The following is a 21,191-nucleotide window of genomic DNA, read 5'->3' on the forward strand; positions in this document are numbered from 1 at the left end:
CGGCGACTGGTTAAAATTTAAAGATGCCTTATCGCCCAGCAACTCCCGCAGGCGCACCAGTTCGTGGTCGTTGTCGCCGGATAAGACAGAGATGTGCTTATGCTCCAGCCCTTGCAGAATATCCTGTAAACCATCGCGGTACACGTTGAAGAAGGTATAGTAACCCAGCAAAACACCATCTACTGACACATACACGGCTGTCTGCATCGTGTCGTGCCCTTTTATGGTATTCACGCCCAGGTAGGCAGCAGATCCTACACGCACCAGTTTCCCGTCTACTTCGCCAAGCAGTCCTTTACCAGCGAACTCCTGAAAATTGTATACAGTACTTGTTTCGCCGGGCATGCTCTGGAAAATACGCTGGCTCAGCGGGTGTGTGGAGTGGCTGAGAATAGATTTAACTACTCGCTCCTGCTCCTGTGTCAGCACCTTACCGGTATAAGTTACCTCGGCAGCACTTGGCTCTGTAAGCGTACCGGTTTTATCGAATACCACCGTATCAATTTTAGCCAGTGTTTCTACTACGGCTGTGTTGCGCAGGTAAAACTTATTTTTACCGAACACGCGCAAGGTATGGCCATGCACAAAAGGTGTTGCCAGAGACAAGGCGCAAGGGCAGGCAATAATCAGCACCGAGGTGAAGGCATTTACAGCCATCGTAAGGTCGCGTGGCACCCAGTAAGCCAGTGTGGCAGCCGCCACAATCAGAATGGCAATAATGAACCATTTACCTGCCGCGTTGGCGTAAGTGCCTACACTCTGTGCCTGCTCCTGCTTCGAAAAAACACTATCGTTCCAGAGCTGTGTCAGGTAGCCCTGCGATACTTCTTTTACCACTTCCAGCTCCACGCTCTCTCCTACCTGGCGGCCACCAGCATAAATAATTTCACCTACCACCTTTTCTACCGGCTCCGACTCACCAGACACAAAACTGTAGTCGATCATAGCGGTTCCTCGCAGCAAAATAGCATCAGCAGGTATCAGCTCCTGGTTCCGGATACGAATGCGGTGCCCTACTTTAAGGTTACGCACAGGTATATACTCTTCCTGCTGGTCGTCTTTCAGCACCGTAATGGATACCGGGAAGTAAGAGGTGTAGTCTCTGTCGAAGGAAAGGGTATCGTAGGTCTTCTGCTGAAAATATTTTCCTATCAGCATGAAAAACACCAAACCTGTAAAGGAGTCGAGGTAGCCGGGGCCGGAACCTGTTAAAACCTGGTACACACTTACAAAGAACAGCGCCAGCAAACCGGTGGCAATAGGCAGGTCTATGTTGACCATGCGCTGCTTCATGCCTTCTATGGCAGAAGTAAAAAAGCCACGGGCACTGTAGAGCAAGGTCGGAATTGACAGGATTAAACTCAGGTAACCGAAGAACGAGCCAAAGCTGCGCTGCAGGCTGTTTGTAACGGCCAGGTAATCTGGGAAGGCCAGCAGCATGACGTTGCCAAAGCAGAAACCAGCAATACCCAGCTTGTAAATAATGGTTCGGCTGTACTTTGTCGTTTTCTTGCCGTCGGTGTCGGCCAGGGTTATGGCTGGCTCGTAGCCAATGCGTGCCAGCAGCTGCACCACCTCACGAAGCGTAGTTTGCCCGTTAAAGTAGGTGAGTGAAAGCTCTTTCCGCATGAAATTCACGGTAGATTCTGAAATGCCCGGGTTGAGTTTAAACAGGTTCTCGAGCAGCCAGATGCAGGAGCTGCAATGCATTTGCGGAATATAGAAAGTCAGTTTGCTGATGGTATCGCTGCGGAAGTTCACCAGTTGCGCCTCTACCCCGGCATCGTCGAGGTAACCGAAACGCGATTCGGCAAGTGACTGTTTGCCAGATATGCCCGGGCTTTGCTCCAGGTTGTAATAAGTGCAGAGGTTATTTTCTTCGAGAAGTTCGTAAACAGTTTTGCAGCCATCGCAGCAGAAGCTTTTCTCATGCGAAACAATTGGTTTATCGTTGCAGTCGTCACCACAATGGTAGCAAGTCTGAATATTGGTTTGGAGTGCGGCTTCCATCTCAATTTTCTTTTAGTTGATACACAAAAGTACCCAGATGCCACGGCAGGCAGAAGAATGGAAGTCAGCTGGAAAAGTGATCTATATCACTTTGTTTGGACACAGGGCTTTACTAAGTTGAAAGTTGAAAGTTAAAAGTTATGAGTTAAAAGTTGATTTGTGTTTTTGGTATTATTACATGCTCCATCTTCAAATTTCCAAATTTTCACATCTCCAAATTAACCATTTAGCCATCTAACCATTCATCAACCAAATTATTCTAATGAAATTGGCCTTCCGGAGATGCATTAGCCTTCCTTTGGTTTGGGGTCATGATCAGCCGCAAGGGCTGAGGCTACATTTGGCTGCATCAGAAGTTAACAGCATTAGAGAATGTTCAGTAGGTTGTTAAAATAGTGGTCATCAGGGCAACGCTATAAAAAAGGTATGGGCTTATGAGCTGTTTAGCTCATAAGCCCATACCTTTTTCAAATAAACTTGTGTCCTTAAATCGCTTTGCTGAACACCTGCTCGTTGTCTTTTACTACCTGCTTCAGTTTCCGGTCGAACACTTTGCAGATGTTTCGGGTAAACGCTTTTCCCAGGTCTGTAACTCGCAATAAGTTAGTGGTTCTTACTATCAGCTGCTCTGCTTCGAAATTCTCCAGCTCCACCAGTGCATCGGTGTCCAGTGTTTTCATAATTTCTTCGGTCAGGTACAGCTCCCCTTTGCAGGCAATATCGAGTATGGCTTCTTTTAGGAGCAAGTCTTCTTCTGTCAGAAAATGGCCTTTCAAAATGGCCATTTCACCAGCCAGAACACTTTCTTTGTAAGTCTCTACTTTTTTCAGGTTCTGCATGTAGGCATACTTGGCATCGCTGATAGAGGAGGTTCCCAGGCCTATGAGCAGATCGGTTTGGCAGGTGGTGTAGCCCATAAAGTTGCGGTGCAGCTGTTTGTTCTGCAGCGCCAGCGTGAGGGAATCCTGCGGCAGCGCGAAATGGTCCATGCCGATATCGGTGTAACCCAGTGCCTTGAATTTCTCTAAGCCAAGTTCATAAAGGGCACGTTTTTCAGCATTATCGGGCAAGTCTTTTTCGGTGTAGCTGCGCTGGCCGGGGCTTACCCAGGGCACGTGCGCATAGGAGTAAAAAGCGATCCGGTCGGGCATGAGTTGAGCCACCTTGTCTATGGTTTCGCCCACACTTTTCAGGGTCTGGTAAGGCAGCCCGTAAATCAGGTCGAAGTTAACGGATTCGTACCCGATTCTGCGGGCTTCGTTGGTAGCCCGTTCTACGTTTTCGTAAGGCTGAATGCGGTTAATGGTGACTTGTACTTTTTCGTCGAAATCCTGGATGCCGTAGCTCACTCTCGTGAAGCCCAGGTCGTAAAGCGTCTGCAAATGTTCGGTGGTGGTGTTGTTCGGGTGGCCTTCAAAGCTGAACTCCTTTTCGGGGTGCAACTCAGCATCGGCATATAGCTGCTCCAGCAACAGGCGCAGGTTCTCAGGGCTGAAGAACGTAGGTGTTCCACCGCCCAAATGCAACTCTCTGATAATTGGCTTTTCGGGAAACTGCGCCAGGTATTGCCGCCACTCACTCAGGATGGCCTTGATGTAAGGATCTTCTACCCCATGGTTTTTAGTGATGCGCTTGTTGCAGCCACAGTAGGTACAGAGTGCTTCGCAGAAAGGCAGGTGCAGGTACAGGCTAATTCCTTTCTCTGCATTAGACTCCGAAAACGTGCGCTTCACCACCTGCATCCACTGGCTGGCTTCGGGCACGTCGGTATCCCAGTAAGGCACCGTGGGGTAACTTGTGTAACGAGGGGCTGGCACGTTGTATTTTCTGATAAGGTCTTCTTTCTGTATTTCCATCTCCGGCTTCGAACTTTGTACTTTTATCCGATTTTGAACACTGCAAAATTCGGCCGGAACTGGTAGGATAAAAATGACATTTAACAGAAAAGTCACTGACCTTCATCAGCCTGCTGCTTCACCTTAAAAGCTGAATATGAGCACCCAGATTAAATTATGCTAATGAAAATGCCCTTCAAAAGCTATTTTAAAGAAAAAGTGTCAAGGGCTGGTGTGGGCTAGTCAAATAGAAACACTTGCTGCAACTTTTACTCCAATTGCTCCACAGCGGCATCAGCGGGGGCTTGTGGCGGCATTAAGCTTAGCAGGTCAAAAACTTCGGCCTCCAAAGCGGCTTTAACTTCAACGGAAAGTGTAATTCTATCTGGCTGCGGAAGTATGTTTTGTACGGCTACTTCGCTTACAGCACCTTTCAGTTTTAAACCTTTTACCTGCAGCCCTTCGGCCAGTTGGGTATTCAGTTTCTGAAGCTGCACCGATAGGATAGCCTGCAAATTTACGTTCGCTTTTTGTATAATCTGGTTATAAGCCACTTTGTTTACCAGCACCTCCAGCGCCTTGTTATAAAAGGTGCTGCGCGTTCTGGACTCCACCTTAAAGTTCTTCACAAATACATACTGCGCCTCGTTATCGTAGCCCACCGAAGCCACTACATATAAATCTACCTGGTCCCGTTTCATAAGCGTCCGGAGTATTCTCAGCTTCACATGCAGAAAAATGGTGCCCTCTCCTGCACTACTTCCTGCCACTCCTACATCCAGTATCTGCGCATAAGGACTTTCTTCTTTTCCGGCTTCGGGTTTCGGAATATACTCCCCCACCAGCTGCTTTTTTAATAATCCTTCTACAGCAGCATAAGCTATTTTTATTGGAAGTTGTATGCTGATTAAGTTTTCCATGGGTTCTTGAAAGTAGGGTGCAAAAAGCTGAAAAGTGCTCTATTTCTGCGCCACTGCAAGGCGCTGTTGGCCGTAAATGTAACTAAAAAAAGCCTCAAACTAAGTTCGGGGCTTCCGCAGCACAGGTAAACCAGCCGCTATACGCTTTCTATCAATTTAACTGTCAATCAATTACAAGTTATCAAAAAAATATTCTGCTAATCTCACTTTCAAGCTGTTTTCTTTTCTGAAAAACCTACTTTACAACCGCTGGTAATTAATAAAAATAGCTGCCCCAGGCCGCACCCGGAGCAGCTTATAAAGCTCATTGTGTTTGTATTGTAGCAGCTGCAGGTGCCCCTACTGCCGGGCAATGGCCCAGCCCGCCCCGATGGTTATAATATCTTCTATAACACCACAGGCGGTATCGGGCAGATACGCAGAAAGCGCTTTCCGGCCATAGAAGCTGGCATAGGTAGCTCCGATAGCCGCTGCCGCACCAACCAAAGCACCTACAAGCGGTTTGTTCTTTTGCGTGGCAAAAACAGTGGCTCCTACCAAAGCTCCAGATGCTGCCCTGGTCAGCAATGATGGCAGAATAATACGATCGGAAGCCTGTGGCATTTTATCGCCGGCCAGTTCTGAAGCCGCGAAAACCTTTAAACCGGTGGCAACCCAATCGTTTTGCAAATAGCGCAAGGGGCTGTCGGCCAGTAAATGGGATGGTTTGTTGTGTAGCTGGTGGCTTATAAGTGCAGGAGCCGACATGGCACGCATTCCTGCTATAGCCCCCATGCCTATTGCTTGTAAAATAGTATTTTTCTCTGTTAGTATCATAGCTATGTTTTTTAGGGTATACGGAAACAGACGGAAAGCGCAACTAACATCTTTATTTTTATGCTACTATAAAAGTAACAGGTGCTACTGTTGTTAATAGGTTAACGTAAAGCTCCGGGTCTTCAGAAACCAACTGATCTTCCCTAACCTGCTTCAATACGGGTGCGAAGTAGAAGTAAGAGAGTTCTAGATATACTTTGCCCTTTGTTTTCTTTCAAGATCCTAAATTATGCTAATGAAAATGGCCTCCAGAAGGTTTTTCACCAGATAGGTGTCAAGGGTCAATAGGCCAAATTGTAAAGACAGGCTTTTAAATGTACTTCATTTCTGTGGCTTTGTGCACGAGGGCAGCCACGTTGTTCACCCTGAACTTCTGTAACAGGTTGCGCCGATGGCTCTCTACTGTAAGCGGACTTATAAAGATTTTATCTCCGATTTCTACAGAACTTAAACCTGCTGCCAGCAACGCCAGCACCTCCTTCTCTCGCTTGGTTATAACAGGCAGCTGGCCACTTTGGTGGCGGCTCAGTATTTCCTTCACACTTTCGCTTAAACCTGTTTCGCCCTGGTAAACCTGCTCTATGCAGGAAATAACTTCTTGTTGAGCGGCATTCTTCAGCAAGTAGCCTGCTGCTCCGGAACAAAGCATGCGTTTAATTATGCTGAACTCATTTATGTTGCTGATGGCGATAACCCGGACGTGCGGCTTTTTCTTTTTAATCAGGCTGCAGGCATCAATACCGTTAAGGCCTGGCAGGTTAATATCGAGCAACACAATATCCACAGCTGCCTTCTCTACATAAGCTATGGCAGCATCAGCATCAGAAAAAGTGGCCACCAGTTCTATCGTAGCCACATCTTTAAACATAAATGCGAACCCCTGCAGCACAACAGGATGGTCATCTACAAGCACGAGCTGTATTTTCTTATCTTCCACGGATCTAAAGCGGTATCTGGATATTAAAAGATGTTCCCTGGTTTGGCTGCGACAGAATTTCCAGGCTGCCGTTCAGCAACGCTACTCTGTTCCGGATGTTCGAAAGCCCTAAGCCCTGAGCAGGTGCGTCTGGTGACGTGGGCATGCCTTTCCCGTTATCTTCTACGGTCAGAAAAAACACCTCCTCCAGCTGGCTGCACTGTACAATAACCTCACTGGCACAGGCATGCTTTACAGCATTGGTTAACAACTCCTGCACAATACGGTAAATGGCTACCAACAAAGGTTTGGGATAGCTTTTTCCGATATCCAGTGGCTGAAAACGTACTGCAGTCTGGGGTGTATCCATAAACATACAAAGGTCAGCGAGTGCCGGCTCCAGTCCCATCAACAGCAGAGACTCGGGCATCAGATTACGCGATATTCTTCTCAGTTCATCAACAGAAAAATCTAATTGCTCCACCACCTCCAGCATGTCCGGTTTGTCTTTGGCCAGTACCTGTTCTTTGCTGCTCACAATAGCCGATAGCTTCAGTTTAATGCCAGCTAACAAACCACCTAAGCCATCGTGCAGGTCGCGGGCCATCCTGTTGCGCTCCTGCTCCTGCCCCCGCAATACGGCATCGTACTGCTTCAGGCGCTCACGCTGTTTCATAGATCGTAGCTCCTCCTGGTAGAGTTGCTCCTTTTGCACCATAAGTTTGCGGTTTCGCTCCACCAGCATCCAGGAAAAACAGGCAATAGTAAGCGCAAGCAGAAGCCCGCCGCCAAGGCCATAGGTCCACCAGCGGATATGGACGATTGCCAGTTCCTGCTTCTGGTTCTCGTCACGGAGCTTCAGTATTTCGTTCTGCTTTTCCACACTTTCGTACCTTTTCTCCAGATCAAGAATTTTAAGTGCCATATTTTCTTCCTGAAACGTATCTTTAGCCAGGGCATACACCTCCAGTTGCTTGTAAGCCTCCTGGTAATGCCCTAATTTGTACTCCACAAGGGCCAGTTCACGCTGTAAGAGCAAACGGTTGTGAGCAGTGTTGAGAGCGGCATACTGGTTGGCCTGCAGCAGGTATTTCTTAGCCTGGCTGTACTCCTCAAAGTCGCGGTAGGTGGCGTACAACTCAAAATAAATATCCTGGGTGGCATAACCATCTTTTAACGCCACTGCCCGCTCAAGTCCTTTCTGAAAGCTCCGGATTGCTTTGTCTTTTTGCCGGATGTGCCTGAAGTAAGTGCCTTGGGTTCTGTAGAAGGCAGCAGCAAGAGTAGAATGTGGCACGTATGTTAATTGTGTGGCTGCCTGTTGCAGGTTGGCCCAGGCCACATCATACTGTTTTAAAAACAAGGCATTTCTGCTCCGGTTTACCAGCACCTCCAGTTTATTCTCATACGCTCCCGGCAACTTAGAGAACGTAAGCAGCGCTTTCTGGTAATAAGTATCGGCTTTGTGGTAGTCCTGCACATTCATCAGCATCAGGCCGATATTGTGCAGATAATTACCGACCAATACACTATCGCCTGCCATTCTTGCATAAGGCAAGGCCCGGTTTATAGTGATGGTTAGATACTTGCTGGCGCTATCCTGCAGCTGTAGCAATATGCCATAGTTGTTCCAGGCTTTGCTCCGAATGGTGTAGGCTTGTGGTGTTTTTTCAGAGGACAAAAGTTTTTCGGCAGCCATGTACCCAGCTTTTGCCCTTTCGATGTGATGCGCAAAAATAATGTTGGAGGTAAAATGCTCTAACAAGGCTTTTTGATAATTGCCGGGCCTGCTGCCCATCAGTTTTTCTGCCCTCCGAACATAACTGAAAGCCCTGGTCGTATCCCGGTCGCTCCAAAAATTGCTCAGTTCCAGCAAATGGTCTATCTTGGCACTGTTAGTTGGTGCCGTCTCCAGGAGTTGTAGCAGGCTGTCTGTATACCGCACTTCACTTGCTTCCTGGCAATGTGCCGGAATCGCTACAACAAGTACCATCAAGAAGAATAGCCAGCGTCTCAATTAATATTCTTTTTCAGGTGTTCTCCTACGTTTATAAGTGCTTCGCCAGCTAACCAGACAAATTGCAAACAAAAGGTTATTTCCTGCTGCTTTCAGCATCCAGGTTTAGGTTATACGAACTAACGCTTCGCCAAATTAAAGATTACAAACTAACTGAAAGAATAACTTTTTACAGGCAAGTTTGTTTTGGCAGATAATCTGTTTTTACTGCAATAGTTGCTTACAAATTATTCTAATGAAAAAAGCCTCCGGAAGGTTTTTCATCAGAATTCCGTCAAGGGTTGAACATGGCAAAAAAGCTGAGCCAGCAGTAGAAAGATACTATTTTTAGTTGATGTTTTACGCAGCAACAGGAGAAGCAGCGCCTATGGCATTATAACGCCTTTCCGGTACTGTTTACCGCCACAACATAGCACCACTAGCTGTCTGCAGACTGTTGTTTCTATCTATCATGACCGGTATCACACCCTCACTGTCATTACTTACATTATATTTTTTCCCATCAGCCGGAATTATTTTCAAATACCAGATCGCTCCCATGGGGGCTACGGGTTTATAATCTGTGCCGATGAGCAAGTATTTTCCATCCGGAGAAAAAGTTGGGTAAGCTTCTTTTGAATTGCTTTCGGTTACCTGCACAAAATCACTCCCGTCTATATTCATCATATGGATATGATTCGTTACCCGAACAGCTATTTTTGTTCCCTGCTGGTTTACACCCATATCTCCCCAATCTTCAAAATTCATTTCCTTTACTAAACTGCCGCTGGTATAGGGCGGAGCTATCTTAATAATATAATTTTTATGTGTTAGAAGTATTCCGTTATCTGGCAACCACTGCACTTGCTCGCTACGGTCTAATTTCTCCCCGTTCACATCCTCCAGGTGAGCTACCACTGTCCCATCGGTTTTCAGTAACACGAGGCCTTCTCTAAAGGTTGGCATTACGGCAACCAGCGATTTATCTGGCGACAATTTACCGGAATTAAACGCACTGCCGCCATTAAGTGGTGTATACTCAAACTGGTTTGCAATGCTGCCATCACTCATTTTGCTCATCGTAAATGTCATAACATCTGAACTGATCTCGTTTTTACTGACAGTGAGCAATATTTCGTTGTCTCGCGAGATGTCCCAGTTGTTGCGCTTCGAGTTATAAGAGAGGAACTCTCGTTTTATAGCTGTTTCAGTGTTAAATGCCAAAGTCCCTTCGGTCGCCCAGTCAAAAAATAATGTTCCCTTTAGGTGGGTTGGATTAGTGGTAACCGGAGCAACGGCTGTATCGTCGTCATTAGAACAACCAAGAAGAAGTATAAAGAGCGGAAACAGAAGATAAATGAGGCTGTTTTTCATAGTTTTATTTTGTTGGTTCATGCAACAAAATTAGCTATCTCACAAAGGAGGCACAATCCACGAAAACCAGTATTTTTAAGTAGAGCAAGAGTCGGGAAGAGGTAAAAGCCTGAAGAGACAAAGTGACAAGGCCTTAATACAAATAAAAAAAGCGCACCAGAAGTGCGCTTTTGTGATCCCGCTGGGATTCGAACCCAGGACCCATACATTAAAAGTGTATTGCTCTACCAGCTGAGCTACAGAATCGGTACTAACTGTTTCCCTGAAAGGGAGTGCAAAAGTAATCTTTTTGCTTTACTATCAAAAATTAATTTTAACTTTTTTCAATCTTCTCTGAATCAGACATCAAAAGTGTAAGAAAGAAAAAGCCTTCTCCTTAAGAAAAGGCTTCTGCTCACATCGTGTGATCCCGCTGGGATTCGAACCCAGGACCCATACATTAAAAGTGTATTGCTCTACCAGCTGAGCTACAGAATCTTTTTACTAATTTGCATTCTCATTGGGCGTCTCCCTGAATTGCGATGCAAAATTAACAGCAATCTGAATAAATGCAAAGTCTTTGGTTCAAAATATCCCTATTTTTAATTCTTTTTTTGGGCTTCGGTGCCGAACCCACTTACAGTCAACCATATAAATTCTCACTTGATCGTGCAGATTCTCTCTTCCAAAAGCAGGAATATACCGATGCCCTCACTATTTACGAGCAGATACTGGAGCAGGAGCAACATTACTCCCCACAAATGCTACTTAAAATGGCTTACATAAAGGAGGGTTTGCGCGACTACACCAGCGCCATGTATTACCTGCATCTGTTTTATGTAAAGCAACCGAGCCGTTCCGTCCTGAAAAAAATGGAAGAGCTGGCGCACGCGCACCGCTTAACCGGCTACGAATACAGCGACCTGCATTTTTTTAAAACACAGTTCAGCAAACATTACATGCGTATGCTCGAGCTGATGCTAATTGCAGCAGTCGTGACCGTTACGATTATGTTCCTGAGCTGGCGCAAAGGCCGCAGGTTCAGCAACACCTTTAAAATTGGCTTTACGCTGTACCTGCTGTTTATTCTCTACTATGTAAATTTCCTGAACCTCGGAGATGCCGGCATTATAAAAAACAACCATGTGGCTATTATGTCGGCACCTTCTGCTGGCTCAGCCTGGCTGGCTACTGCCTCACAAGGCCACAAAGTGCCGATTAGAGGGGAACAGGACATTTGGTATGAAATCCGGTGGAAAGGAGAAGTGGCTTACATCCGGAAGACCAACATTCTGGAGCTGCCTTAAAGTGGACACAGGTAGCAAATCATAGGACACAAGACCTTCTTTAGTAGTTAAGGATTAGAACTTAACTGCTAAAGAAGGTCTGTTATCGGGGCCATCCCTTCACCTTCAAATCAACAATTTAACAGTTAAACCATTTAACCATTAGCAAATCAGAAGCGGATTATTCAAATGAAAATGGCCTTCCGAAGGCATTTTAGGCTTTTGCTCCTCAAGGGTCAAAGCACCATCTCCCGCTGCTTCTGAAGGCAAAATAAAAGCCAGAGAAAAATTGTGGCATCTTCTCTGGCTTTACCTCAAATTTTCGAAAAGCTATTTTTTCTTCAGCGGAGAATCTTTTTCTTTCGCCATAACATTGTACACCAGCTTATCGGCCAGGCTCGGGAAAAGCTTGTTCACCCACACCGCCATCTTCCCCTGTAGTGTCATGACAAGGTCGCGTTTGCGTTGCTGCGTTGCTTTTAGAATCCGGTCGGCCACCTCTTCGGCGCTCATCATTTTTTCTTCTTCGCGCGGTGTCTCGCCCTGCTGCTGCCCGTTGGCGGCCAGGGCCGAGTTACGAATATTGGAGGCCGTAAATCCTGGGCAGGCGATCAGCACATGTACCCCCGAGTGCAACAGCTCCGTGCGCAGTGTCTCCAGGAAGCCGTGCATGGCAAACTTGGAGGCGGAGTAACCGGTGCGGGCAGGCAACCCACGATAGCCGGCTATAGACGAAATACCAATGATAGACCCTTTCGCAGCCTGAATATAGGGTAAAGCGAATTTGGTGGAGTACACGGTGCCCCAGAAGTTAATGTCCATCACTTTCCGGATCACGTCCAGGTCCAGGTCCTGGAACAGTGCCCGCATGGAGATACCAGCATTGTTGATGAGCACATCGAGCTTGCCGAATCTGGCCACTGTTTCGGCTACCATACGTTCGCACTCCTGCTCTACCGCCACATCGGCTTTAATGGCAATGGTCTCAATGCCAGCGGCTTCAAGTTCCTGCGCCGTTTCCTGAAGCCGCTTTTCATCTCTTCCCGAAAAGGCTACCTTCGCTCCTGCCCTGCCAAACGCAAAGGCACAGGCTTTGCCAATGCCGGAGGTGCCGCCTGTTACAAGTATTACTTTATTTTTCATTCAGACCAAAATTTAACAGCAGTTAAACCTGCTTCTGCAAAGTTATTATTTATGCTGAAAGGAACAGTGAAAGCCCCTTGCTTCCTTTCAATCTACCTCACCCATTCAGCAGCAGCAGGCACCTGGCAGTTCCCTTCATACAGTAATTGGACCTATATATAGACAGTGACAGTTCTTGCTGGAATTTGAGCTCATATTATTTTCATTTCACCCAAAAGATAAAAAAAGTCTTGTGTCGTGATACTTGTGTCCTTTTTTAAGGAGCAATACCATTTCGGATTCCGATAAATTATGTCGCCGTCTATAATTCTGCCTTCCAAAGCTGCTGTTGCTCCAATCATTTCCAAATCATCATATCTCCAAATTTTCAAATCTTAAACACTCCTCCCAAATTTTCCCTAATTTTGCACCATCGTGAGAAAACAGAAGAAAAAGCAGAAGTTCGAACTCATCGAACAGATCCGGATAGAGGAAATGGTGGCGGAAGGCAAGTGCCTGGCGCGCCACAACAATATGGTGATCTTTGTAGGCGGCGTGGCTCCCGGCGACGTGGTGGACATTCAGGTTACCAAAAAGAAGAAAAGCTTTATGGAAGGCCGTGCTGTGCAGTTTCATAGCTACTCCGACTTGCGTGTGGAGCCGTTTTGCGAGCACTTTGGCGTGTGCGGCGGCTGCAAGTGGCAACACCTCAGCTACGACACGCAACTACATTACAAGCAAAAGCAGGTGCAGGATAACCTGGAGCGTATTGGTAAAGTTACTCTCCCGCCCTTCGACCCGATTCTGGGCAACGACAGAGACAGGTATTACCGCAATAAACTCGAGTTTACTTTCTCCTGGAATGGCTGGCTCACCAACGAACAGATAAACTCAGGCCAGGAATTTGAGCGCCGCGCACTCGGCTTTCACATACCAGGGCGCTTCGATAAGATTCTCGACATCAAGCGCTGCTACCTGCAGCCCGACCCGTCTAACGCTATCCGGCTGGCGGTGCGCGACTATGCACTGGCGCTGGACCTGCCGTTTTACGATGCCGTGAAGCAGGAAGGTTTCTGGCGCAACCTGGTTATTCGAACTGCCAACACTGGCGACCTGATGGTGCTACTGCTCGTGAAATGGGACGAACCGGAGGTTATCTCTGGCGTGCTGGACATGCTGCATGAGCGTTTCCCTGAAATTACCTCACTGCAGTATGTCGTGAACCCTAAGCTCAACGATACTTACCACGACCAGGAAGTAATCTGCTACAAAGGCTCTCCCTATATTCATGAAGACATGGAAGGTATCCGCTTCCGCGTTGGCCCGAAATCGTTTTACCAGACAAACTCGGAGCAGGCGTATGAACTTTATAGGTTAACCCGCGAGTTTGCCGGCCTCACCGGCAGCGAACTGGTATACGACCTCTACACTGGTGCCGGCACCATCGCTAACTTTGTGGCAAAACAATGCCGCCAAGTTATAGGCATTGAGTATGTTCCCAGTGCCATAGAAGATGCCAGGATCAATTCAGAAATCAACAGCATCACCAACACTACGTTTTATGCCGGCGACATGAAAGACATTCTGTCGGATGAGCTGATTGCGCGCCATGGCCGGCCCGATGTGGTAATTACAGACCCGCCGCGCGCCGGTATGCACCCCGATGTGGTAGAGAAACTGCTGCAGGTACATGCCGACCGCATTGTGTATGTAAGCTGCAACCCGGCCACACAAGCCCGCGACCTGGAGCTGCTCTCCGACAAATACGACGTACTACGCGTACAACCCGTAGACATGTTCCCGCAGACACACCACGTAGAAAATATTGTGTTGCTGAAAGCTAAACCGTTTACTAGTTAAGAGTAAAAAGTTATGAGTTTAGAGTTAGTAGTAGCAACATCGTCATCCTGGAAAGAATCATGTAGGCGAGAAGCGCGTAAACAAGGTGGAAAATATAACCTTCTAATTCTTTCGCGCAGTAACTCCTTATTTTAGCAGCCCCTGTAGTACATCGGGGATACAAAAGTCTAGCATCTAACATCTACAATCTATTGTCTAAAAAACATGGAAAACGATCCGGAATTAAATGGAAAATACCTTGGCACCATCACCCAGAATTTTGTGTTGGTGGCCGAAACGTTGCGAGAGGCTTCGTACCAGGTGCGTAAACGCCAGATATCCAAGTACCCGATTTTTGTGTTTAGCCGCACCCAGGTGCCGGTAGGTTCTTTGTTTCTGGCCAAGGAGGAACTGGCGCTGGAGTGGGATATTTCAGCTTCTTACCTCGAAGACTTTGTGCAACGAAAGCTCGTGGCCGAAGATAAAATAGAAGATTTTACTGCCGCCTACAGAGACCCGGACGAGTTCTGCTGCCTGTTTGTGGTAGACGAAGATTTTACAAATTTTGTATTTATTCCTTTCCCGGAAGATTAAGTTTTCAGAGAATCTTTTCATAACTCGCACCAACTGTTTACCCTTGGCAGTTGGTGCCTACTATTACCTCTGGAAGGCCATTTTCATTAGAATAATTTTTCGCAGGAACCTTCACTTGCCAATTCCGGCGTTCTCCTGTAATAGCTGACAGATTCTCCCCCCTTTTCTAATCACCTCCTGCCAACATTTCTGCTTTTTTGCAAGCGACCAGGTAGGCTTCCTCATTCCTCATAACGTATTCGACCTGTTGCAAGTAATACTATGAATTTAGAATGCCCGAACTTGCTTCTAATTGCCTACACTACCTCCAGGCACCTAAATTATTATGGTTAGCATCTGCTCCAACAGGAGCAGATATAAAGCCTAGTTTACAGTATTTTGCGTCCTTCTGATTTTAGTGCCCAGCCTGTAAAGGCTATCCAACATGACAGGTCAGACATGAAGCTTTAAGAATGTTGGGAACAACTAATGAAAAGTTTCCTGAAGCTTGCATGGCAGATAATATTCTGATCTTTTTATGGATGCAAAAGCACGTAAGGAGTCCCTTAATTCCCGATCATTTCTTCTGTAAACTGATGTTATTTTCTTTCAAAAATGATTTATATATAAATTCTCAATTTACCTGTATTAACCAAATTCTATTCTTTCAATCTGTGGAAATTGCAGTTTTTCCAGGAGAAAATTCTGATTTAAGATAATTTTGTATAATGATTTGCCAACATTATATACTAACAAACGATGTTTAGTTTTTACATTTATGAATTGAAAAATAACAAATGATTGTTACTAGTTCCAAATGCATACTTCTATCAGTAAGAATAATAAAGTATACAATTAAGTAGCTAATTCAAGCTATTCAGATTATGATAGAAAGCGCCAAACTTTGTTCGCAGCACATGCAGCATTTTTAAACTTATTATCTAGTAAAAACAATTAAAACCCATTGCCTATAACCACCCGAATCTAACTCCTATAATAACTCATTTCTGTGAGTGATAACTGGCAGAAATGAGTTACTGTAAACTACAAAATTTGATACTCATCCAATGAGTAACACAGGACTCCTGTTTCTAATAAATTATATGAACCAAAATTTTACAACAAATGCAGACACAATTTAAGAGCCATGTCTTTTTAAGACAGTTAAGGCGCACAACCTTGTTACAGGCAGCCCTCTCCTTTGGGTTGCTAACAGGTGCACATGCCTACAGTTATGATATTGGCGCAAATTCGTTTGTACCAATTAAGGAAGGAAAAATTGCGCTAGCTACCTCCCTCCAGCAAGCTCAGACGAACACTATTACTGGTACTGTAACTGATGCAAGTGGTGCTCCACTACCGGGTGTTACAGTAATTGAGAAAGGCACTCCCAACGCTGCTTTAACTGATGCGGAAGGAAAATTCTCTTTAACTGTAAAGGATCCCAAAGCTGTATTATTGTTTTCATTTCTGGGATTTGAGAAACAAGAAGTTGCTTTAAACGGCAGAGCGACTATAGCTGTTACATTGGGTGCGGCAGATAACCAACTAAAGCAGGTGGAAGTTATAGCAACAGGCTATGGTGGTACGACTACAAGAGGTGCGACTACCGGAGCAATAGATGCTATCAGAGCTGAAGAAATAGAAGATTTACCTTTAGGTAATTTGGGCGCTGCCTTAACAGGTCGTGTACTGGGGCTAGGTGTAAGTGGTGGTACAGCGCGGCCTGGGTCACAAGCAAACTTAACTGTACGGGCTCCGGTGTCTATTAGCAACAGTCCTAATACGAGTCCTTTGTATGTAATTGATGATATGATTCAGGTTACCTCACAAGGTGCGCCGGATGCTACCTTTTTTAACACCCTGGACCCTTCTGAAATTGAGAGTATATCAATTCTAAAAGACGCTTCTGCTGCTATGTATGGCTCCAGAGCAGCTAATGGTGTAATTATAGTTACTACCAAACGTGGCAAGTTAGGACCTCCGCGGATTACCTACAGCGGCTCTTATGCAGTTAACGACGAGGCTTACAGAACTAAAATGTTAAGCGCATACGAAACAGGTCAGTATATAAATATATTAAATGGTCCTAATGGGGCTAACAGACCCATTGCAGATAACCGCTACTTTTTTGGAGAGGATGAGCTGGAACATTTCAGAACAATTAACCACGATTGGTTAGATGCCGCCTGGAAACCATCTTATAACATGCGACATACACTCAATGTAAGTGGTGGGGCTAATAAAGCTACTTATTTTGCCAACATAGCTTATTATACGCAAGACGGTAACATCGGGAAATTAGACTACAACAAATGGACATTTAGAGCTGGAGCCGATGTAAATGTAACAGCAGGATTAAAGGCTGGTTTACAAATTTCCGGCAACTACCAGAACTCTCATACCATGAACAGCAAGATTGGTGGAGAAAACATTGAGAACGATTACCGCAACCTGCTTAGAGCGCCGCGTTACGTACCCATGTACATGGATGGTTTGCCTGTGAGGTTACCCGGTAGCGGTAATAACTTATCGGCCTATCATTTCTTTGAAATGAATAATAATGATAATTACCGTGACATTAGTGGCCAGGGCACTATGTTAAATATTTATGCGGAATACGAAATGCCATTTCTGAAAGGTCTAAAAGCCAGGGGTACTTATGCCAGGAACATGACAAATGAGAGAAGTGCCATGATCGGAAGCCAGTACTTTTTATACAATTTTACCCAAACCGGCTCCCGCGGACATATTTACGAAGGGGCCACTAACCCGGTAGCCACCAGGTTCACCAACGATAACCGTGTTCGTTTTGCAAATAATACGGCTTCATCAAATCAAATCAACTTTTCTCTTAGCTACAACCAGCAGTTCGGAAAACACTCTATCAGCGCTTTTGCTACCGCAGAGCGTGCCGAGTCAGAATCATGGATGGAAGATGTTTGGAAAGAAGACCCGGTGCTAGGAACTAATGGCCAATTTAATACGGCTTTTGGTGCTATAGATGGGCGAACCAACGGATACGAATCCGGTACATTAGGGTACATTGGCCGCGTTAACTACAACTACGATGGCAAGTACCTGGCAGACTTCTTATTCCGAAGCGATGCTTCTACAAAATTTGCTCCTGCAAATTATTGGGGTAAGTTTTACTCATTGGGTACAGGTTGGGTAATTTCAGAAGAAAATTTCTTTCGTTCTGAAGCAGTTAACCTACTTAAAATACGCTATTCAGTAGGCTTAATTGGGAAAGATGATACCAATCCTTGGCAATGGCGCCAGCGCTACACCTTTCAGGGAGGCAAAGCCCCTGTTTTTGGCGACAATGATCCAAAAGGTACCGGTATAAAAATGGAAGTAACGCCAAACCCGGATGCCAAATGGACCGACGAGTTTAATCAAAATTTTGGTATAGATGCCAGCTTCCTGAACTCCCGTCTTTCGCTTACACTCGAAGGTTTTTATAATAGAGCTACTGACATGTTCAGGAGTGTTAGCAGTAATATACCGGTAACTGAAGGAGGCACACCAGCTGCACGTAATTTTGCTGCTATAAATACTTATGGAACGGAAGTAAGTGTAGGATGGAATGCTACTATAGGCAATGACTTCAGATATGGTATTGACACACGATTTGCCTGGTATGACAACAAGGTACTTAAACATGACTTTAACGAAACTGATTTACTTTACCCCTGGAGAGGACCACGACCTGGAGAATCTCTTGATATAGGCACTTGGGGATACGACCACCTGGGCATGTTCCGAAACCAGGAAGAAATTGCAGCTTATGTGCAGGAGTACAACGTAACCCAAGTATTTGGCCAGCCTGTAGCCAACTTACGACCTGGCATGCTTTACTACCGTGATGTTCGAGGGCCGCTGCAAAGTGACGGAACCTTTGCAGAACCAGATGGTATTATAGATGATAATGACCAGATTCGATTATTAAGAAGAGCTTCTAGTAATTATAATTTTGGTATAACACTAAAAGCCGGTTATAAAGGCTTTAGTTTCGATGCAGTTTTAGTAGGTTCTTTCGGTGGTTGGAGTGAGATAGATGGCAGAAGTGCGATACAAGGCGACATCAGCAATTTATTCCAAAACGCTCCTGGATACTGGAACGACATTTATGATCCGGAATTAAATCCAACAGGTAGCTTACCAAACCCTTTTCATACTGCTATTAGCACAACGCCTACTTCTGCATTCTGGCGTGTAAGCGCATTCAGAATACGTATGGGCAACTTTAACTTAAATTATAGCTTACCGAAGAATGTGGCTTCAGCGCTGCATGTGCAAGGAGCCCGCATTGTACTTACAAGCATCAATCCTATTAATTTTTATAATCCATATACCTACAGAAACAGCGAGGGAGCCTGGGATAATTACCCGGTATTAAGAACCTATTCTTTGGGTATAAACCTTACACTTTAATTCATTGTTGGCTAACTATTATTATGAAAAAATATAATATTATACACGCGCTCATTTTTTGCATGCTTGCTCTTGCCAGCTGTAAAGACGATTTTTTACAGGAAAAAAGAGACTTGACAGGGATTAATGAGCAGGTATTTGAGCAACCCGTAACGGCGCAAGCTTATGTAGATTATATCTACTTTATGTTTCAGCCTGATAATAACGGGCAACCATTTATTCACGACCAGACAGGAGTTAGAGGTCAGTTTACGGATATGTATACTAAAACTACTGAGGAAATGGCCGGTGAAACGGACATTAATAGGTTGTGGGGTGCCATTGCTATTAATCAGAACCATGCGCTTCAGTACTTCGGGGAAAGAGTACAGGGAACGGGTACTCAGAATAACACCTGGACGAGGCTGCGGCAAATTAATCTCTTTTTGGATGAAATAGATAAACATGGACTTACGCCCGAAATTACCAACCCGTTAAAAGGGCAAGTGCTGTTCTGGAGAGCGTACCAGTACTTTGAGCTGCTCAAGCTCTATGGTGGTGTCCCGATCGTTTTAACTGCTCAAAGCCCCTACCTTGGAGAAGGTAATAATCCGAACGCTTTGCCTCGTAATTCATCCTCCGAAACATTAGAACAGATTATTAAAGATTTGGATGATGCGCAGACTATGCTACCGGATGCCTGGCCTAGCAATGGTTGGGGCAGAATAACGAAAGGAGCCGCTGCAGCCTACAAAGGTAGGGTGCTGCTAACATGGGCAAGCCCGCTGTTTAACCGCACGGATGATATGCAACGCTGGGAAAGAGCGTATGTTGCCAACATGGAGGCAAAGGAGATGCTGGAAGTAGCTGGTAAAAGTTTGTTCAAACAAGGCAACCTTGCCACCGGACAGGCTTGGGAAAATATGTGGTTTGTGCAGAGCAATAACCCTGAGGCTGTAATAGTATATAATTATAATAACTTAACATCAGACCTTACCAGAAGGAACAATGGTCACGAGCAAGCTGCCCGCCCAAGAGAAATACTTGGAGGTGGTTCTATTTCACCAACAAAGCAGATGGTAGATGCTTTCCCGATGAAAGACGGCAAAATGATGGGAGATCCTACTTCTGCTTACACCTACGATGAAAAGAAGTTTTATAAAAACAGAGATCCGCGCTTTTATAAAACTTTTGCATACAATGGTTCCTTATGGCCATACAGTGGCAACCCTAATTATAGAACATGGACTTACTCCTGGTTTAGTACTGCAGCCCGAGCTAATACACTAGAGCCGGACCGTTATACAGAAACCAACCCGAACAGTTCCGGAATTTACTTACGCAAAGCTACTAACCCGGCGGCAAATAATGCTAATGGCAACTTTGCCCTCAGCACGACCGACTATATGGAAATGCGATTTGCCGAAGTTGTTTTGAACCTGGCCGAGGCTGCTATTGGTACCAACCGTTTAGCGGAAGGTTTAGAAGGAATTAAACAGATACGAGAACGGGCAGGCATCGAAAATCAAGATGGTGCTTACGGTTTAAGTGGTGCTATGGCCAGCCGCGATCAAATGTTTGCTGCAGTGTTGCACGAAAGGCAAATTGAATTTGCCTATGAAGGTAAAAGGTTCTGGGACTTAAGACGCTGGATGTTATTCGACAATTACCCGGGAGTAAATACTTTGGCGCGATTAGGAATGAAACCATTAAACGGTACCCGACGAACAGGTTATTGGATTTATGTAAAAAAAGCAGATGGCACACCACATGTAGGTACAACTAATCCGTTAGTAGTAACTGGCACCGGTGCTCCTGTTATAGATCGCCAGCCAGCTGCCTATCCTGCAGGTATTTCAAACCAAGACGAATACCTTGATTACCTCTATGACAACCACTTTGTTGTGAAAGAAAGAGATAATTTAGACCCTACAAACAACAACTGGAAGTTTACCTGGTACGATGAATACTATTTCTTCGGAATTCACCAAAATATTTTAACTTCTTCTCCCCACCTTCAACAAACAAAAGGTTGGCCAGCTTTAACCGGAAATACTGATTTTGATCCTCTGAGGTAACACAAATCCTCACTTGTGGAAGCATAGCAAT

Annotated in this window: 13 protein-coding genes and 2 tRNA genes; 5 read left to right on the forward strand and 10 right to left on the reverse strand. The window is 45.4% G+C overall.

What is annotated here, in order from left to right; genetic code table 11:
• From FVR03_RS04995 to FVR03_RS05035, 9 genes are all read right to left on the reverse strand, one after another.
• The coding region (locus FVR03_RS04995; protein WP_147920669.1) for a heavy metal translocating P-type ATPase at positions 1–2,010 on the reverse strand (2,010 nt) is incomplete at its 3' end.
• A gap of 485 nt (positions 2,011–2,495) precedes the next feature.
• Positions 2,496–3,866: an oxygen-independent coproporphyrinogen III oxidase gene (gene hemN / locus FVR03_RS05000; protein ID WP_147920670.1), complete on the reverse strand. Its 1,371-nt coding sequence runs from the start codon at positions 3,864–3,866 to the stop codon at positions 2,496–2,498.
• Positions 3,867–4,114: 248 nt separating this feature from the next.
• Positions 4,115–4,765 carry a DUF4403 family protein gene (locus FVR03_RS05005; RefSeq protein ID WP_147920671.1) on the reverse strand — a complete coding sequence of 217 codons (651 nt, stop codon included), beginning with the start codon at positions 4,763–4,765 and terminating at the stop codon, positions 4,115–4,117.
• 339 nt (positions 4,766–5,104) lie between these two features.
• On the reverse strand, positions 5,105–5,581 hold the full coding sequence (locus tag FVR03_RS05010) for a DUF4126 family protein (RefSeq protein WP_147920672.1): 477 nt from the start codon (positions 5,579–5,581) through the stop codon (positions 5,105–5,107).
• 310 nt (positions 5,582–5,891) lie between these two features.
• A complete protein-coding gene (locus tag FVR03_RS05015; protein ID WP_147920673.1) occupies positions 5,892–6,518 on the reverse strand; it encodes a response regulator transcription factor in 627 nt (208 codons plus the stop codon).
• A gap of 4 nt (positions 6,519–6,522) precedes the next feature.
• Positions 6,523–8,490, reverse strand: a complete 1,968-nt coding sequence (locus tag FVR03_RS05020) for an ATP-binding protein (RefSeq protein ID WP_255474069.1) — start codon at positions 8,488–8,490, stop codon at positions 6,523–6,525.
• 420 nt (positions 8,491–8,910) lie between these two features.
• Positions 8,911–9,867: a TolB family protein gene (locus FVR03_RS05025; protein ID WP_147920675.1), complete on the reverse strand. Its 957-nt coding sequence runs from the start codon at positions 9,865–9,867 to the stop codon at positions 8,911–8,913.
• A gap of 173 nt (positions 9,868–10,040) precedes the next feature.
• Positions 10,041–10,113: transfer RNA gene (locus FVR03_RS05030), tRNA-Lys, on the reverse strand.
• A 158-nt stretch (positions 10,114–10,271) separates the two neighbouring features.
• Positions 10,272–10,344 (reverse strand) — tRNA-Lys (locus tag FVR03_RS05035).
• Between the two features lie 116 nt (positions 10,345–10,460).
• Here FVR03_RS05035 and FVR03_RS05040 point away from each other — a divergent pair.
• A complete protein-coding gene (locus tag FVR03_RS05040) occupies positions 10,461–11,153 on the forward strand; it encodes an SH3 domain-containing protein (RefSeq protein WP_255474062.1) in 693 nt (230 codons plus the stop codon).
• A 309-nt stretch (positions 11,154–11,462) separates the two neighbouring features.
• On the opposite strand, the gene FVR03_RS05045 is transcribed toward FVR03_RS05040, so the two are convergent.
• On the reverse strand, positions 11,463–12,275 hold the full coding sequence (locus tag FVR03_RS05045) for an SDR family oxidoreductase (protein WP_147920677.1): 813 nt from the start codon (positions 12,273–12,275) through the stop codon (positions 11,463–11,465).
• A gap of 414 nt (positions 12,276–12,689) precedes the next feature.
• Here FVR03_RS05045 and rlmD point away from each other — a divergent pair, with 414 nt between their 5' ends.
• The 4 genes from rlmD to FVR03_RS05065 all read left to right on the forward strand — a co-directional run bounded on the left by rlmD (position 12,690) and on the right by FVR03_RS05065 (position 21,160).
• Entirely contained in the window at positions 12,690–14,114 is a 1,425-nt protein-coding gene (rlmD, locus tag FVR03_RS05050; protein ID WP_147920678.1) for a 23S rRNA (uracil(1939)-C(5))-methyltransferase RlmD, read from the forward strand.
• A 204-nt stretch (positions 14,115–14,318) separates the two neighbouring features.
• On the forward strand, positions 14,319–14,687 hold the full coding sequence (locus FVR03_RS05055) for a hypothetical protein (RefSeq protein WP_147920679.1): 369 nt from the start codon (positions 14,319–14,321) through the stop codon (positions 14,685–14,687).
• A gap of 1,104 nt (positions 14,688–15,791) precedes the next feature.
• Positions 15,792–19,103 carry a SusC/RagA family TonB-linked outer membrane protein gene (locus FVR03_RS05060; protein ID WP_147920680.1) on the forward strand — a complete coding sequence of 1,104 codons (3,312 nt, stop codon included), beginning with the start codon at positions 15,792–15,794 and terminating at the stop codon, positions 19,101–19,103.
• 23 nt (positions 19,104–19,126) lie between these two features.
• Positions 19,127–21,160 (forward strand): RagB/SusD family nutrient uptake outer membrane protein, encoded by a 2,034-nt coding sequence (locus FVR03_RS05065; protein ID WP_147920681.1) that lies wholly within the window; start codon positions 19,127–19,129, stop codon positions 21,158–21,160.
• Positions 21,161–21,191 lie beyond the last annotated feature (31 nt).

This window comes from Pontibacter qinzhouensis (assembly GCF_008017455.1).
Taxonomy (GTDB): domain Bacteria; phylum Bacteroidota; class Bacteroidia; order Cytophagales; family Hymenobacteraceae; genus Pontibacter; species Pontibacter qinzhouensis.

What these genes read in the sequence shown, in the direction of transcription:
- hemN (WP_147920670.1), bottom strand. Translation starts at nt 3,866, where the DNA reads ATGGAAATACAGAAAGAAGACCTTATCAGAAAATACAACGTGCCAGCC.
- FVR03_RS05005 (WP_147920671.1), bottom strand. Translation starts at nt 4,765, where the DNA reads ATGGAAAACTTAATCAGCATACAACTTCCAATAAAAATAGCTTATGCT.
- FVR03_RS05010 (WP_147920672.1), bottom strand. Translation starts at nt 5,581, where the DNA reads ATGATACTAACAGAGAAAAATACTATTTTACAAGCAATAGGCATGGGG.
- FVR03_RS05020 (WP_255474069.1), bottom strand. Translation starts at nt 8,490, where the DNA reads ATGGTACTTGTTGTAGCGATTCCGGCACATTGCCAGGAAGCAAGTGAA.
- FVR03_RS05025 (WP_147920675.1), bottom strand. Translation starts at nt 9,867, where the DNA reads ATGAAAAACAGCCTCATTTATCTTCTGTTTCCGCTCTTTATACTTCTT.
- FVR03_RS05045 (WP_147920677.1), bottom strand. Translation starts at nt 12,275, where the DNA reads ATGAAAAATAAAGTAATACTTGTAACAGGCGGCACCTCCGGCATTGGC.
- FVR03_RS05055 (WP_147920679.1), top strand. Translation starts at nt 14,319, where the DNA reads ATGGAAAACGATCCGGAATTAAATGGAAAATACCTTGGCACCATCACC.
- FVR03_RS05060 (WP_147920680.1), top strand. Translation starts at nt 15,792, where the DNA reads ATGCAGACACAATTTAAGAGCCATGTCTTTTTAAGACAGTTAAGGCGC.
- FVR03_RS05065 (WP_147920681.1), top strand. Translation starts at nt 19,127, where the DNA reads ATGAAAAAATATAATATTATACACGCGCTCATTTTTTGCATGCTTGCT.